This is a genomic window from Sphingobacteriales bacterium (genome assembly GCA_012517435.1).
Classification (GTDB): Bacteria; Bacteroidota; Bacteroidia; order CAILMK01; family JAAYUY01; genus JAAYUY01.
In genome coordinates, this window is the sequence record JAAYUY010000050.1 from 35,398 (window position 1) to 52,411 (window position 17,014).

Sequence of the window (17,014 nt, forward strand, 5' to 3'; positions counted from 1 at the left end):
TAATCAGAGTTATTGCTCATAAAAAAAGTAACCTCTTTCTTTTCAGCGGAATTATCCTGTAAGCAAAAGAATGATCTGATAAATATCAAGTTATATAGATGTGACTGTTTTAAATACGATGGCTATGAAAAAGATTGTAACTCAAGGGATTCTGCTGTTTATATCAAGCTATTTCCTGATATTGGTAAATGTCAATGCACAAAGTGTCAGATTCGACAGAGACAACAATAACGGAATCCATTCAAAAAGCAGTTCTGCATTAAATCTGACCACACAAGGCACTGTTGAAGCATGGTTTTATCTGGATAATTACGATAATTTTGCCGGAATTGTCCATAAAGGCGACAGAAAAGATTTCAGTGATGAGGCTTACACCCTTCAGTTATGGAATAACAATAAATTATATTTTGCGCTTGTCAACGGGGCCAATGAGGTATCATTGCAGACATCTTCTTCGCTCAGTACAGGCAGGTGGTATCATGTTGCAGCATGCTGGAACCAATCCGGTATTGATTTATATTTAAACGGACAACTTGAAAATACAACCTCAAGCTCTCTTACCTTATCTTATTCCAACCTGAGCGACACCACCCGCAACGGATTAAACATTGGCATGCAGTTAAATGAGGATTACGATAAAACGTACAAGAAACTTAGTTTAAGTGGCTATGTTGATGAGGTAAGAATCTGGAACACCAAATTAAGTGCTTATCAGGTTCAGAAAAGGATGTTTGAAGAAATCACCAGTTCTGATTCTCTATGGAATAATCTGATTGGATACTTTAAAATGAATGAAGGAACAGGAAAAATGGTTTATGATATTAAAAACAATAGTAACCCGGGTATTTTTATCCCTAATACAACAAAACGTCCTGTATGGTATTCAACAGCCTTTCCGAAAGAAATTACTTGGACAGGAACAAGCTCAGACGACTGGGACAACGAAAACAACTGGGATATTAAAATTAAACCTCATGGTTATGCAAAGGTAAATATCCCTTCTTCAGCCTCAAACTATCCTAAAATTCAAAACTCCAACTCAAAGGCAAAAGACATGAATATCGAATCAGGGGCATGCCTCCGGGTTTCAAGCAATAAAACGCTGAATGTCAATGGAGACCTGATATTGAAAGCAGGGAATAATAAAACTGCAGCCATACTGGATGAAGGGAATGTTTCTGTTACAGGAAATATTATTATTGAAAGAATTATCACTGCAAACGGGTGGCACTATGTTTCGTCACCGGTTGCAAATGCAAACAGCAACTATTTCTGGGGGTCAGCATTGTACTACTATAATGAACCAACCTCTGAGTGGGTAAAAGTAACCAATAACCAGACACTGACCACAATGAAAGGATATGATGCATATATCAAAACTAACAACAAAACCATCAACCTTCAGGGCAACCTGAACAAAGGGAATTACAGCATATCACTGACAGCCGCAAAAGATGGATACAATCTTGTCGGGAATCCCTACCCCTGCACCATTGACTGGGATGCAGCCAGCGGATGGACAAAAACAAATATCACAGGTGCTATATATATTTGGGACCCTGCCATTAACAATTATATGAGCTATGCAAACGGTGCTGGCACAAATGGTGGTTCGAGATATATTCCGGCTACTCAGGGATTTTTTGTAAAAGCTAATGCCGGAGGTGGAAGCCTCGCCATTAATAACAACGCCAGGGTCTCCACTATGTCGGTCAATCACAGGTCAACGGCTTCCAATGTACTTTCCCTTAAGGTTTTGAATGAAAATTATTCCGATGAAACCATCATCAGGTTTAACTCCAATGCTTCATTTGAATTTGACGATCAATATGATGCAGACAAATTACTGAGTTTCGACCTGAATGTTCCTCAAATCTTTACTGTCAATTCTGACCAGAGAAATTATTCTATCAATACCATCCCTGAACTGGTCAACTCATATTCTGTTAATCTTTCATTGATTGCCAATATAACCGGTAACTATCAGATAAGTCCGGATTTTCTAAACATGGATCCGGGGATTGAAGTATTTCTGGAAGATAAATTCAACGGCAATATTCATAACCTTCGCCAGGGAAATTATTTATTTACATCAACCAATATCGACAATCCCGACCGCTTTGTCCTTCATTTTATTCAGTCAAAGAAAATTACCGATCTTTCGGAAAACGCAGATAATCAGATTCGTATCTTTAACAGCAGCCATCATCTTTATCTTATTTTCCCTGAAAATAAAATGGAAGCTGAAAATGTTACGGTCAATATTTTTGACATGCTGGGTAAAAATGTTTATTCACGGAAATTAAATAACCCTTACGGCCAGATGATTATTGAAGTTCCGTTATTACATGGAAATTACATCGTTCAGTTAATGACTTCCGGTCAAACGATAAATAAAAATCTCTCTTTCTGAGGCTCGTTGCTGTAAACCATTGTTCACCAGGCTGTCTGTTACAGGCAGCCTTTTTTATTTGACAATAATCTGACGATAAACTGCACCATATCCGCCCCAGATACCCAGCCCCCCTTTAATATTAGATTTGATCTGAACAGGAACCGCATAAGGACCTCCGCTTGAAACCGAGTTTTCAAAAGTGCTCCAGAAAGTATAGTGATCAAAATCAATCGTACATAGTTTAACACTCACAGTATCACCTACTTTGTAAACGCCATAGGTCAGCGGATTAAAATCTGCCACACGGGGTTCACCTCTGACAACTGGTACAATCAGACTTTGCCCATCTACCAGTTTGTCGTCAAATACGGAACGGAAACGGTTAGGATAATAGGCTCCGTTGTTGACACTTGTAAAATACCGGTAATAGTTTTTTTCTCCTGCCCTGTCGGTTATGGTCATTTTGATAAGCTTCAGACTATCATTCTTCGGGTCCGGATGATGTTCAACCCAAAGAGAATCAGGAACAACAGGCTTGGGGATGGTGGTTTTTGCCTCCAATCTGAAAGTATCTTTAACTATGGAAAGAGAATAGGTTTTACCTGTTTCTCCAAACATTGAAATCGTGGTATATATAACAAAATCCAGTTTTTTCAGGTCTTCTACCGAAAGTTGCAAAAAGGCAGATAAAAATCCGGCAATGGAATCAGGAAGGTTTTTAAAATTAAGCTCAAAAAGATTGACTGTTTTAGTCCCGTCCGAGACTTTTATATCTGCACCTGAAACATATATTCCTGAAAGAGTACTGACATCTGTTTTTGAAAAATAAGGCATTGTTCTGGTCAGAATGACAATGGGAGGCATGTTGGGTTCGATGAAGCCCTCCACAACAAGCTGGTCGGCTCCTTCAGGCAATTTAATTGTTATTTCCTCCTCACAACCCATTAAGATGATCAACCCTGAAAAAATCAAATATTTAAGCCATTTTCTTATCATCCTGTTAAAATTTAAAATTCCATGTTACGGAAGGAATAATCGGGAACAGGCTCACCTTTTTCGCTTGTATGTCCAAGGTTCCCTTTAACGGATCTCCTTCTGTATCTATATAAAGGAAATAAACATTTTTATGGTTATACACATTGTAAATGGAAAAAACCCACTCACTGTCTATTTTTCGCTCTTTTTTCGATTTGATAGTGGCTGAAATATCAAGCCGGTGGTACGGTTCAATCCGGTAGCTGTTTCGGGGCATATATTCGTTAACCAACGTATTTTCAATGATATATCTTCTCATGGGCAAGGTAGTAGCCACACCTGTTCCGTAAATAAATGTCGCCCCGAAAGAAATTCTGTCATTCAGCTGATAAAGTAATACAACAGACAGGTCGTGTGTACGGTCAAACTTTGCAGGAAAATCTTTGGTTACCAGATCTTCAAAATGGCGGGTGGTCTTTGATAAAGTGTACCCGATCCAACCCGTAAAGTCACCATATTTTTTATTGATAAACAATTCAAGTCCATACGACTTACCTTCTCCAAAAACAAAATCCCATTCGAGTTCCCTGCCAAGTTCTTCAATATATCCATCCCTGAACTCTATCTGATTGAACATTTTTTTATAGTAAACTTCAACTGATGTCTCAAAACTGTTATCGAGGAAATTTCTGAAATAGCCGGCAGAAAACTGGTAGCCGCTTTGAGGTTTCACCATTTTCGAACTGGGCACCCATACATCAGTCGGCAATGTGGAAGTGGAGTTTGAAACGAGATGAATGTATTGTTTGTTGTAATTGGCTGACAGCTTGACCGATGCCTTTTGCGACAACATAATTCTGATATTGATTCTGGGCTCCAATCCACTGTAGGTTTTATTCCCGTCACCGGCTCTGAAATACTGAGTATCGTAAATAACTCCCTCATCATTTTTAAGCAAAACCGAATAGGGAGGAACTATCGTAAACGTTGAAAATCTTAATCCAGATGTTATTTTTAACCAGTCATTCAGGTCGTAGTCGTCTGAAAAGTAAACTGCTGTTTCGTGGGCATATTTTCTTTTCAGGTCATCCGTATTGATATTAAGTCCGTCAGCAGTTGAAGCACGTGCTGTACTGGGAATAAAGGTATGATAAACGTATTCTGTACCAAAATTTATTTTATGCAGCAAACCGGGGTAATATCCGAAATCTGTCTTGACATTAATATCTTTTATTCCTGAAAAGAAATTGACCTTAAAATTGTCATTATCCACATCCAGCCTGAAATTGTAATCATTGTAGATAAAAGACGCATTCATAAACAATTTGTCACTGAATAAATGATTCCACCGGAGGGTGGTTGTATAGTTACCCCATGGGATGCTGACTTTGAAATCATTGTCGGGGCTGTGGAAAGTAAATACATCATCCCCCAGATAGGCTGATAAAAAGAGCCTGTCTTTCTGACTGAAGAGATAATTTACTTTTGCATTGAAATCATAAAAATAATAACCATTCCCGGAAAAATTTGTATTTTTGATAAACGGCTGAATCAGAAAATCGGCATAGGTTCTCCTTCCCGCAAACAAAAAAGAACTTTTATCTTTTACAATCGGGCCTTCGAGCATCAGTCTCGAAGAAATAAGTCCAATACCTCCTGAGGTATGATAACTTCTGTTATTTCCTTCTTTCATGGTTACATCCAAAACGGATGAAAGCCTTCCTCCAAATTCTGCAGGCATCCCTCCTTTGTAAAGGCTCAGGCTATTGACCGCATCCGCATTAAAAACAGAAAAGAAACCGAACAAATGGCCTGTATTAAATACAGGAGCCTCGTCAAGCAAAACCAGATTCTGGTCAGCTCCTCCTCCCCTGACATAAAATCCGACATTCCCTTCCCCTGCCGACATCACACCCGGCAAAAGCTGTATGGTTTTTAGTATATCCACTTCTCCAAGTATGGCAGGTAGTTCTTTTATTACTTCAGGCTTCAGGTCAATTTTTCCCACATCACCACTGGTAACATTTTCATTTTTACGCTCAGCCTTGATTTCTACTTCGCTTGCAACCACCACTGTTGGCTGAAGCTCAATATTTTGCTGAATATTTTTGGAAAGAGAAATTGTCATCTCCTTTGCTTCATAACCCACATAAGAAATCTTCAGATGGTATTTCCCGGCAGGCAACTGAAGGGAATAAAATCCATAATGGTTGGTAATAGTACCTTTCTCTATTTCAACCACATAGATGGATGCACCCAGTAAGCCTTCTCCTGATGAAGCATCTTTCACATACCCGCTGATCGAGTATTTTGATTGCGTAAAACCAATAAATGGCAACATAATGAAACAAAATGCCATCAGCAGGTTAATTTTTCCTCCGGAATTCATAATTTTATAAATCGTCAGAATTATTGCAAAATCTTAACCATATTAACAAAAGGCAGTTTGTTTTTGTTCAGTTGTCATATTTTGTCAAAAAACAATTTTTCTGCTTCAGGTATCATGATGTAATAACCTAAATTTGCCTTAAAATTAACAGTTAAATTAAATTGAATATGGACAAGAAAGGACCCGTCAGCCGGTTTATCATTGAAAATTTCAGGCATTTCAATGCAGCCACTTTGATTGATGCTGCCCGTGCCTATGAAGAACAATTAAATCAGGGTAATAAAATGATGATTACGCTGGCCGGTGCTATGAGTACGGCTGAGCTTGGAATTACTCTGGCCGAAATGATCAGGCAGGACAAGGTTCACATCATCACCTGCACGGGTGCCAACCTCGAAGAAGATGTCTTTAATCTCGTGGCACATGACTATTACAAAAGAGTGCCCCACTACCGCGATTTATCTCCTTCCGATGAATATGATTTACTGACAAATCATTTCAACAGGGTTACCGACACCTGCATTCCTGAAGAAGAAGCCATGCGGCATATCGAACATCACCTGGTTGAAGAATGGGTGAAAGCAACTAAAAATGGTACCAGACACTTTCCACATGAATTTTTTTACAACATCCTGCTTGGCGGAAAGCTGAAAGACAATTATCAGATTGAACCTAAACATTCCTGGTTGCTGGCAGCTGCTGAGAAAAATATCCCTGTTATAGTCCCGGGCTGGGAAGATTCCACCTGCGGAAATTTCTTCGCTGCTCATTGCATTGAAGGCCTTATCAAACCTGAAATCCTTAAACATGGTGTTCAATATATGATGTTTCTGGCCGACTGGTACCAGAAAAATGCAGGGAAAAACGGAATAGGTTTCTTTCAGATAGGTGGCGGTATTGCAGGCGATTTCCCCATCTGTGTGGTTCCCATGCTTCACCAGGACCTTCAACTGGAAAATATTCCGGTATGGTCGTATTTCTGCCAGATCAGTGATTCAACGACCAGTTACGGATCATATTCCGGTGCAGTACCCAATGAAAAAATTACATGGGGAAAACTTGGTATTGACACACCCAAATTCATCATCGAGTCTGATGCAACCATAGTTGCACCTTTGATTTTTGCCTATCTCTTAGGTTTATAATCTTACGGGAATAGTGTTCCCATCATGCGCGGGAAGGGTATGCTTTCTCTGACATGCTGAAGTTTGCACATCCACGACACAAAGCGTTCCAGCCCTAATCCAAAACCAGCATGAGGTACCGAGCCGAAACGCCTCAAATCAAGATACCATTCGAAAGCACTCATAGGTAGTTTATGATGTTCAATGCTGGATATCAGCTTATTAATATCAGTTTCCCTCTCTCCTCCACCGACAATTTCCCCATAGCCCTCAGGAGCCAGCACGTCCACACCTTTTACCAGGCAGGGATTATCTTCAACTTCTTTCATGTAAAAAGCCTTACATTCTTTCGGCCAGTTGTAAACCATTACAGGCACATCAAAAATCCTTGTCAGCACTGTTTCATCAGAGCCGCCAAAATCATTTCCATATTCGAAATTTGCAGCAGATTCAAGCCATTGGGGAATATTCCTTTCAAGCTCCTGCAACTCTTTTAACTCAACTTTCAGCAACCTGATTTTCTCTTCATTAAAAGCCATTGCACCTTTCTTCAGTCCACCCGCTTTCACCAGCTTCTCTTTATCTTCAATTTCAGCTTCAATATCCTTCATTCTTTGCTTTGCCTGTTCCAAATCGTTTTTCAGCAGTTCTATTGAATTTTTCCCATTGACTGATTTTTCACCTTTCAAAATCTTAACGGCTTCATCATAGGTAATTCTTTCAAACGGATTAAGCACATTTTTCAGGTAAGTCAGGTCACGCTCAAGCACCTCAAGCTCAAATCGGCAGTTTTCCAACACATTGACAACCAGAAAGCGGATGAAGTCTTCAATTAAATCCATGTTTTTCTTCAGGTCATAAAAGGCCATTTCCGGCTCAATCATCCAGAATTCTGACAAATGCCTTCTTGTTTTTGATTTTTCAGCCCTGAAAGTCGGCCCAAAAGTATAAATGAGCCCCTGTGCCATAGCCATAGCTTCACCATACAACTGCCCCGACTGGCTTAAATAGGCAGGTTTATCAAAAAACTCCGTTTCAAACAGTGTGCTGGTTCCCTCAACTGCATTACCGGTGAAAATCGGGGAATCCATCTGCACAAAACCTCTTTCCTGAAAAAACCTGTGAATGGAAAAAATTACCTGGTTTCTGACCCGCATAGCCGCCCACTGCCGTTTTGACCTTAGCCACAGGTGCCGGTTATCCATCAGAAACTCAACCCCATGCTCTTTTTTGGTAATCGGATAATCAGAAACATTCTGATAAACTTTAACATCCTGAATATGAACCTCATATCCGCCAATCTGCCGATCATCCCTGACCACTTTTCCTTTTAGCCAAAGTGAAGATTCCAGTCCGAGGCTTTCAAGCAGGTTAAACTTTTCATCTCCAATATCCGACTGCGTTCCAACACATTGAATAAATCCGCTCCCGTCCCGAAGTATAACAAAAACAATTCCTTTGCCTGAACGCCTGTTCATCACCCAGCCCTGAAGCTCAACCGTTTCTCCTTCAAAACCGGCAATATTTTTTATCAATATACTGTTTTCTGAAAATAAATGCATAAAAAATTTTTGTGCGAAATTAGACTTAAAAAAGTATTATGAAAACTTATCTTTTCCTGTCTGAAAGATTTTCAGTATCATCCATTTATTGTACAATTTGACTTTTTCATTCAATGAAGAATGATAAATAAAAATTTCATCGTAAATTCGCACTGAGTTTGAAACAGTTATAAATCAAATTTAGCTTAATCTATGTTAAAGCAGACACTCAGTCAGAAGTTGCAGCAAAAGCTATCGCCTCAGCAAATTCAATTTGTCCAGCTTCTACAACTGAACACCTCTGAAATAGCCAATAAAGTGGAGGAAGAATTGTCTGAAAATTCTGCCCTTGAACAGAATCAACCGGATGAAGAAGAGGAAATCAAAGCCGATGAAGATACCGTTCTGGCTATTGATGAAGACAATGAAGAATCTGAGGAAGACTTTGTTGCCGAAGAGTATGAACCCGATATTTCTGAATATCTCGGAGATGAAGACAATTATCAGCAATATACACCTGAATATTCAGGGAATGAAGATAAAAAAGAAATTCCCCTGGCAAGCCATAAAACTTTATACGACTCATTGCTGGAACAATTAAACTCTTTCGACCTGGATGAACGCCAGCTCAATATTGCCAAACATTTAATCGGAATGATAGAGGAAGATGGTTACCTCCGAAGACCTCTGAAAAGCATTTCCTACGACCTTGCCTTTATTAACAACATTAAAACCGATGAGGAAGAACTTGAACAAATACTTAATATCCTTCAAAGTCTTGATCCGCCTGGTATAGCTGCCCGTGACCTCCGCGAATGCCTACTCATTCAGCTTGAAAGAAAAGAAAACAAAGACAGATATACCCAACTGGCTATCCGCATCATCTCAGATTATCTGAACGAACTGGCTAACAAACACTATGACAAGCTCACCAAAGCATTGGAAATCAGCAGAGATGAATTAAAAGAAACCATTAATATCATTACTAAACTAAATCCCAAACCTGGGGAATCACAAATCAACATCAAATCCCAATACATCATCCCTGATTTTATTGTTACTCAAATCTCCGAAAATGACTTTGATATTTCTCTTAACTCTCATAATTCTCCCCAATTAAGAATTAACAGAGACTTTCAGGAAAAACTCGAAAAATACAGCGAACAGAAAAAGAAATCGAGGAAAATGAGGGAGGAGATGCAGTTTATCAAGCAAAAACTGGATAGCGCAAAATGGTTTATAGAGGCCATCAAACAAAGGCAACAAACACTCCTGATGACCATGAGTACCATTGTGGAATATCAAAAAGAGTTTTTCAAAACGGGAGATTACACAAAACTCAAACCCATGATTCTCAAAGATATAGCCGATAGGATCGGCATGGATATCAGTACGGTCTCCCGTGTGGTGAGTTCAAAATATGTCCAGACCGATATTGCCATTTATCCTTTACGCGAATTTTTCTCCGAAGGCATTATGAAAGATGACGGGAATGAGGTTTCAAACAGGGAAGTCAAACGAATTCTTTCAGAACTCATTGAAAATGAAAGCAAAAAGAAGCCTCTGACCGATGAAAAACTTACTGAATTGCTGAATGAAAGAGGTTACAACATCGCCCGGAGGACAGTGGCTAAATACCGTGAACAACTGAACCTTCCTGTTGCCCGCCTCCGCAAGGAACTTTAGAAGTTAACGATGCTGAAAATATTCTTTCGTACTATCTCCATTCTCCTGCATCCTGTATGGTACGTATTCTATCTGACTGTTTATCTTTATTTTAACACACCTTTATTTTATCACTACAGGGGTGTACGTTCATTTTATCTGCTTTGTTCTGTTGTGTTGATTAATACTGTTTTACTTCCGGTAATTTTTACATTCTTAACACAAAAAGATTTATACCTTGAATCGAAGGAAAAACGCCCTTTTATTTATGTTGTAACCGCTTTCTTTTACTTGCTTTTTCTTTTCCTTTCTGGCAAATTTGCCTTACCGTCCCTTCTTATTTTTTATCTGAGATTCAGCATCTTATCACTAATTTTTCTGCTATTGCTGAACTTCAGAATGAAAGCCAGCCTGCATTTAGCAGGTAGCGGTAGCATACTTGCCATTCTGTTATTTCTTGCATCACAAAACCCACAAATACATGGAATAAGCTTAATCATCTGGATTGTTCTATGTGGAATTTCAGCCAGCGGAAGGCTTTATCTTCAGCAACATTCATTAAAAGAAATTATCTGGGGCTTTCTTGCAGGTTTCTTACCACTTTTAACGTTATTCTTCCTGATATAGCCGAAGCATGTCTTTAAGCAACGGCCATTTTTCAGATGAAATTTTAGCACCTAACTCCTCTACCACATGTCCGGCCATTAAAGCTCCGATTTCACCGCAGTTTCTGACACTCAGGTTTTTTGATAACCCATACAAAAATCCGCTTGCATACAAATCACCTGCTCCGGTCGTATCAATGCAGGTGGCAGGATAAATCCCGATCTGATCAATTTTTCCTGAATGATAAACCAGAGAGCCATGGCTACCAAGCTTCACTATGGCATAATCACATTGCTTCCCTATCTCTTTCAATGCTTTTTCAGATTCAAGACCCGTATAGGCTTTAGCTTCTTCTTCATTGGCAAAGACAATATCTGCATAATCTTCTATGAAATCCTTTAAAAAGCCTTTATTTTCATTGACCACATTAAAGCTGGCCAAATCAATGGAGATGGACAAACCATTCTCTTTTGCCATCTCCGCTGCCTTTATTATAAGCTGATGATTCTGAACAAGATAACCTTCAACATGAAGCAAATCATAATCTTCAAAATCTTCTTCCCTGAGATCACTGGCCGTCAGTTCAACTGCAGCTCCGAGATAAGTTGCAAATGTCCTTTCGCCATCAGGACTAATAAAAGCAATGGCAAAACCGCTTTCAGTATCAGAACGGTGAAGAATAGGGTTAATATTGCTTCTGATCAGGCTTTGATGAAAAATTTCACTTACCTCATCCTGCCCGACTTTTCCGATAAAACCTGTTTCAATTCCCAGTCCTGAAAGCCCATGAATTGTGTTGGCAGCGGAACCACCGGCAGTTATCTGTTCGGCATTTGTGCCAATCGCCTTGAAAATAAAGCCGGCATGCTGTCTGTCAATGAGTTGCATACTCCCTTTGGGAAGTTTGAGTTGATCCAGTGTTTCGTCAGTTTCCAGCCGAAAAAGATAATCTGTTAAGGCATTGCCGATTCCAAGAATACGCATCATATTGATTTTAAAATGAAAAAGGCGGGAAATCCCGCCTTTTCAGCTCCCCCAGCTGGACTCGAACCAGCGACCTATTGATTAACAGTCAACCGCTCTAACCTACTGAGCTATGGAGGAAAAAATTTTCGTGCAAAAATATATGCTTTTTCAAACTCTCAAAAATTTTTTTTCATTTTTCTTTCCTATGTGATTTTCAGCAATCTATTGTTTATTGACGTATGGTCAGCACTCTCTGCTACTGAGTCAGAAATGGAACGACTTACGCATTGCTGAATTCCTTTCCATTTTCATATTCAACAGCATTCTTTTCGAAAAAAGACAGTCTTTACCCTCTTTGATCATTCAAAAAATATTGATAATCAAATACTTAAAAAAAAACTCTGTTAAAATCCGAAATTAACTCCGAAACTCCAGGTTGAATTTTTCCCCTGATAATAAGCCGGAGTATATTTATTCAATAGGGTCTGATTAATGGCTGATATATCAGAATTTGAATATTCAAAATAAATCAGTGCATCATGAAACAGTTCGTATCCGGCATATAAACGCCATATTTTAGCCGTCCATTCAACATTTCTCATGAATTTTTTTCCACCTGCAAAATAATTGGGATCATTTCTGACATCAGGATAATCCGGTCCTTTTACAGCAAAGGTATAATCAAAATTCAGGTGTAATTTTTTCAAAGGCCTGTATGTCAGACGGATGTAATATTCCTGTGCATTGTCTCTAAGATAGCTTCCTAAACAATAATGATTGGATTCAAAGGTGGAGGTTGGATAATAATGCTTATATACCATTGGATTTGTCCGTGTCCATTCAAACAGAAAAAATAAGTTTTGTATGGGTAAATCAGATATTTTAACTCCTGCCTTATAGGCAAACCAATTGGAATGTTTGGCCGTATCAAAAAAATTACCGAAATTCACTTCATCCACATAAAAGGTACCGTAAAAATGCAGATGTTTAATATTTCTCGAACTTACATCAATAAAAATCTGTGCATTGTTTTCGTTACTGGCAGCAATGGTATGCTCAATGGGTTTAAAAAACAAAAATGGTATCAGATAAGCCATTTGTGCTCTGTAACTGGAATATACCATAGAATTTCCGGCTGACAAATAAAGATATTTGAAGGGTTTCACCGTATAGATATTGGCAGCAAGGAATTTAGGATAAAAACTCTTTCTGACTGCCCCTCCTCCAAAATCATCAATAGAACTGCTATCTACCACTTCCGAGACCAGCCATGCATGTATATAATTGAATTCAAACCATTTAACAGGCTTAATATTCAGTTTGAGATAAGGAATTGATAATATTCTTCCGGAAAATATGACCGAACCATGATAATTACTCCCCCAGATAAAATGGTCTTTTCTGAAAGCAATTGAGCCCCATCTCCATGAATAACTTGCACCACCCCTGATATCACTGAAATCAGTTCCGTTTCCTTTATTATCCCTCCCGGGTAAATTAATCAGATATGATTTATCCACCAGTCGTTCACTTGCCCGGTTATCCCTGAAATTCACATAAAATCCCCATCTTTTATCAATGTAAGCGTTGGCTTCCAATCCTGTCCACTGATGCATCAGGCTGTTTTTCTGATTAATATAATACCTGAACCCGCCAATAGGATTTATAGATAAATTAAAAAGTGAATCCCGGTAATAAAATAAATCTGCCCGTTGTTCCTGTCTGTCCCTTATATGAGCAATTCTTTTAATCAGATGATCGGAATAAGAAAACTCATTGATCTCTTTGACAAACTCCTTCAAATAGAATTCAAGCTCTTCTGATTGCCGTTTATTCAATAATGATTTATTATTGTTGACCTCAGACAAAAGTCCGGAAATAGTAGCTCGCGAAAAAGGTTTGACAACCGAATTAATTTCTATTAACTGAAGGGAAGCCATTTCATCAAGAAATTCATATATCCTCTCACTTGACGGATGAACCGGTATGTCTTGTGAATACAGATGCTTGGCAAAGCAAAGAAAAAAGAGTAAGATAAATCTTATATATTTCATTTATTGGGAGTTACTTGCTTCTTGCGTTTTTAAAGATGATATTATACATCGCAAGGAAAAAATATTTAATATCTGTCAGAATTGGATTTTTAAAATACTGCTCCAGATAATTCAACTCCGATTTCTGAATTTCCTCCAGAGTTTTTGGCATATCGGCATAATAAGGTGGAATTAAACCTGGTTTGGTTTTCAGTCGTTTGTTTCTGACCTCTTCGCTGTAAAGATTAAGATAATGTGCACTCAAAGGCCTGACTCCGACAAGTTTCAGGTCGCCCCTGAAAAAATTAATAAACATTGGCAATTCATCCAGCCAGTATTTCCGCATAAAACGGCCTAAAGTGGTAATGCGGTAGTCATTGGCAAATTTTCCGCCTTCTGCCAGATTAAATCTTTCATAAACAAATTCCTGCAGGTATTCTGAATACGGATACATCGTCCGGAATTTATAGACATAAATCACCTTTCCGTTTTTCCCGATCCTTCTCATTTTAAAAAGTGCTCCATACGATGGATTAAAGTCATAAACCGGCTCCTTTATTTTCTTTGCAACAAAATACAGTAAGCCATTCATCACTTTTTCCTCCAAAAGTTTAAAACCACAGGAATACAGGCGCCCAAACATTTCCTGCTGCGACAACACCCTGTTGTGCCCCTGATTCAGAAAAAAATATAGTTTTCTTGTCAGAAACAGCTTAGGCATTACTCTTTTATAAATAAAATCAAAGAAATAATAAATATGGCTGATTCCAGGAGGCAATTTTGAAAATATTCTTCTCTTCCTCAAATCCTTTGTTTCCAGACATCCAATAAATATTCCCCCATTCCTTAACTTCTGATTAACTGCCTCCAAAAATTTATTAATTCTTCTGACATCATTTATCCTGTGCAGATTAATTAACGATTCATAATCGTTAAATGGTTGTTTTTCAATATTAAAAGTTGAAGTAGTTGAAAATATCAGATTGCGTAAGGAAGTGATATCAATAAATCTGGAAATAAACTGGTAAACATTTTTGCCAGATTCACGTTCGATAAGCTGCCTGTTCAGATCAACAATTTCCTTTATTTTCTCTTCGGGAACAGTAATCGCCAGAATGCTATTTATGGCATTTGTAATGGATGGATCGCTGGTAAGAATATTGATCCCTTCTTTACCATTTTCCTGTATCAGAGGTGGCCTGCCAATATCCTCCAGATCAATCTCAAGCTCGGCAGCTTTATCTGCATCAGCTGTCAGTCTTTTGTTGTAGAAAAAGAAAAGTGTCAGCACAATTTCAAGAAAGAATGACGAAAAATAAGTCCCGAAAAAAACCAACCTGGAATAGGATAACTTCTGCGAGGCAATCATAATGATAGAGATGATGGCAATTATTACTACATTGCTTCTCAAAATCGGACTTAGCGAAAGAATATAATTGTTCTTCTTGACGAATTTGTATTTTCCGAAAACTACCGAAATTAAAACCCAGAAAAACAGGTAAAACAAGAAAGAAGGCAAATAGTTGGGTAAATAGGTAGTTAGTGAAGCAGGCTTCAGGTAAACGAAAAATAAAAATGAGGCCGTAACTACTATAATGTCACCTGAAATAAATATCAACTGCCTATTCTTCATCCCCTCATTTTTAATTGTTTATTATCCGGCAAATTTAGGCAGGCAGCATCATAAAAATCAATCATCATTATCATTTTTTTAATTCTGAGATAACCAGATCAAACATGAAATCAGTCAGGCTGATGCTGTCTTCTACTAATTTCTTTGACTTTTCCCGCCAGTATTCCCTGCTATGAGGGGAAGTCAATATCTCTTTAGCCTTTTCAAGGGCTTTATCAAGATCATACTGATTCCTTGTAAAATTAAATACCAGCCCGTATTTTTCTTCCTGTTCCTGAGTATAATACCTGCCAATCTTATCGAAAAATACTGAAGGTGTACCCAACACTGCTGCCTCGCTGCTCATGGTCGCACTTTCCCCGAATACCAATGAAGCATGATAAATGGCATTGTGAATTTCAGAATATGGAATTTTAAGCTGAAAAGGTTGAAGTTTAGATGGAAGCGGCCTTTCTGAGGTAATAAATACTTTGGCAAATTTTGATAATTCTTCAGCAACTTTTATTTGACCTTCAGCGGTTATTCCTTTTATCCCAACATCATGGCTGGATACTCTTGAAACGAATCGAATCAAAATATATTGCTGCCCCTCAGGTAAATTTAATAACCCAAAAATATTATTGACGGGGACAAAATAATGAGGATGGAGATAGGCAAGCTCATGATAAGCTTTATAACGTTTTTGCTTTCTGCCATAGTTTTTCCTGAGGCATTCAGGAGTCAGAATAATATCTGTAAATGGTCTGTAAAGTAAACTTTGATCTGCATTCCCTGTATCTTCAAGTGTTATGCACTTTTTCCCCAGCAAAAATGCCGTATGGGCAGCATAAATTGAACTATGGCTGATAAAAATATCGGGTTTAATCGATTTAGAATACTTATAAAGTAAATAATCGTATTCCAGCAGGTTTTTTAATTTTCCTGTAAGCCCGGGGTGGTTATTGCCCAAATGCTTAAATTCAATTTTCTCTTCTTCAAGCAATTCAATTGAAATATCTTTCTTCCGTGCGGTAACGAAAACCTCTACACCATGTCTTTGCAATCTCTTGATAAGGTGTTTAAACAGATGAACGTGAGCAGGATGACCAATATCAACAAGAACTGAAGGCAAATCTTAAGTATTTTTTAACAGGCACCATCATTGTTTATTTTTGTCATTAGAATATTTTCGTATTAACCCATTATATATTTCTGTTATTTTTTCATAAAAGATATCAGCACTGTATTTTATCATAGTAGAATGATAATCTGTTGGATGAAATTCCTCAAGTAAATAAATTATTTTTTCAGCAAAATCTTCAGGTTCACCTGAAGAAATATAGCAATAAGGCATTCCTTGAATAACTGATTTTACATCCCCGACATCTGTACTGATCACAGGCAAGTTACAGGCAAGTGCTTCCTTGACCACCAGAGGCCCGCCTTCATTAAAAGAAGTTACTATCAGGACATCAGCAGCATTGTAATAGTAAACCATTTCATTTTGTGGCACATCATGTTTAATGAAAACATTATCAACGGAATATGTTTTAATCAAATTCCTCATTTCATCTTCCTGATCCCCTGATCCAAGCATTAATAAAATACAATTTTTATATTTTGCTATCACTTTTCTAAAAACATCTATCGCTAATTTAGGATTTTTCTGCCTGACAAAACGTCCTGCAAACAAAATGATTTTTTGTTC

At 38.1% G+C, this 17,014-nt stretch carries 12 protein-coding genes and 1 tRNA gene; 4 read left to right on the plus strand and 9 right to left on the minus strand.

Annotation, left to right across the window (positions count from 1 at the left end; all coding sequences use genetic code 11):
* The first annotated feature begins 124 nt into the window (after positions 1–124).
* Entirely contained in the window at positions 125–2,413 is a 2,289-nt protein-coding gene (locus GX437_02955) for a LamG domain-containing protein (GenBank protein NLJ06611.1), read from the plus strand.
* 54 nt (positions 2,414–2,467) lie between these two features.
* On the opposite strand, the gene GX437_02960 is transcribed toward GX437_02955, so the two are convergent.
* Together GX437_02960 and GX437_02965 are read right to left on the minus strand one after the other, a co-directional pair.
* Positions 2,468–3,391, minus strand: coding sequence for a DUF4249 domain-containing protein (locus GX437_02960; protein ID NLJ06612.1), 924 nt, complete (start codon positions 3,389–3,391; stop codon positions 2,468–2,470).
* Positions 3,392–3,395: 4 nt separating this feature from the next.
* Positions 3,396–5,729 (minus strand): TonB-dependent receptor plug domain-containing protein, encoded by a 2,334-nt coding sequence (locus tag GX437_02965; GenBank protein NLJ06613.1) that lies wholly within the window; start codon positions 5,727–5,729, stop codon positions 3,396–3,398.
* 197 nt (positions 5,730–5,926) lie between these two features.
* Between GX437_02965 and GX437_02970 the strand changes: the two genes are divergently transcribed.
* Positions 5,927–6,904, plus strand: coding sequence for a deoxyhypusine synthase family protein (locus GX437_02970; GenBank protein ID NLJ06614.1), 978 nt, complete (start codon positions 5,927–5,929; stop codon positions 6,902–6,904).
* A 2-nt stretch (positions 6,905–6,906) separates the two neighbouring features.
* On the opposite strand, the gene GX437_02975 is transcribed toward GX437_02970, so the two are convergent.
* Positions 6,907–8,445, minus strand: coding sequence for an asparagine--tRNA ligase (locus tag GX437_02975; protein ID NLJ06615.1), 1,539 nt, complete (start codon positions 8,443–8,445; stop codon positions 6,907–6,909).
* Positions 8,446–8,637: 192 nt separating this feature from the next.
* On the opposite strand from GX437_02975, the gene rpoN reads away from it, so the two are divergent.
* Positions 8,638–10,110, plus strand: coding sequence for an RNA polymerase factor sigma-54 (gene rpoN, locus GX437_02980; protein ID NLJ06616.1), 1,473 nt, complete (start codon positions 8,638–8,640; stop codon positions 10,108–10,110).
* Between the two features lie 9 nt (positions 10,111–10,119).
* Positions 10,120–10,716 carry a hypothetical protein gene (locus GX437_02985; protein NLJ06617.1) on the plus strand — a complete coding sequence of 199 codons (597 nt, stop codon included), beginning with the start codon at positions 10,120–10,122 and terminating at the stop codon, positions 10,714–10,716.
* Here the strand turns inward: GX437_02985 and GX437_02990 are convergent.
* The 6 genes from GX437_02990 to GX437_03015 all read right to left on the minus strand — a co-directional run.
* The gene (locus GX437_02990) at positions 10,699–11,682 is read right to left on the minus strand and encodes an adenosine kinase (protein ID NLJ06618.1); all 984 of its coding nucleotides are present in this window, start codon (positions 11,680–11,682) and stop codon (positions 10,699–10,701) included. The genes GX437_02985 and GX437_02990 overlap by 18 nt on opposite strands.
* 43 nt (positions 11,683–11,725) lie before the next feature.
* Positions 11,726–11,799 (minus strand) — tRNA-Asn (locus GX437_02995).
* Between the two features lie 266 nt (positions 11,800–12,065).
* On the minus strand, positions 12,066–13,715 hold the full coding sequence (locus GX437_03000; GenBank protein NLJ06619.1) for a capsule assembly Wzi family protein: 1,650 nt from the start codon (positions 13,713–13,715) through the stop codon (positions 12,066–12,068).
* A gap of 10 nt (positions 13,716–13,725) precedes the next feature.
* Positions 13,726–15,327 (minus strand): sugar transferase, encoded by a 1,602-nt coding sequence (locus tag GX437_03005; protein ID NLJ06620.1) that lies wholly within the window; start codon positions 15,325–15,327, stop codon positions 13,726–13,728.
* Positions 15,328–15,397: 70 nt separating this feature from the next.
* Complete coding sequence (locus tag GX437_03010; protein ID NLJ06621.1) at positions 15,398–16,438, minus strand: DUF354 domain-containing protein; 1,041 nt, start codon at positions 16,436–16,438, stop codon at positions 15,398–15,400.
* A 27-nt stretch (positions 16,439–16,465) separates the two neighbouring features.
* Positions 16,466–17,014 (minus strand): glycosyltransferase family 4 protein (locus GX437_03015; GenBank protein NLJ06622.1); only part of this gene is annotated, 549 nt, incomplete at its 5' end.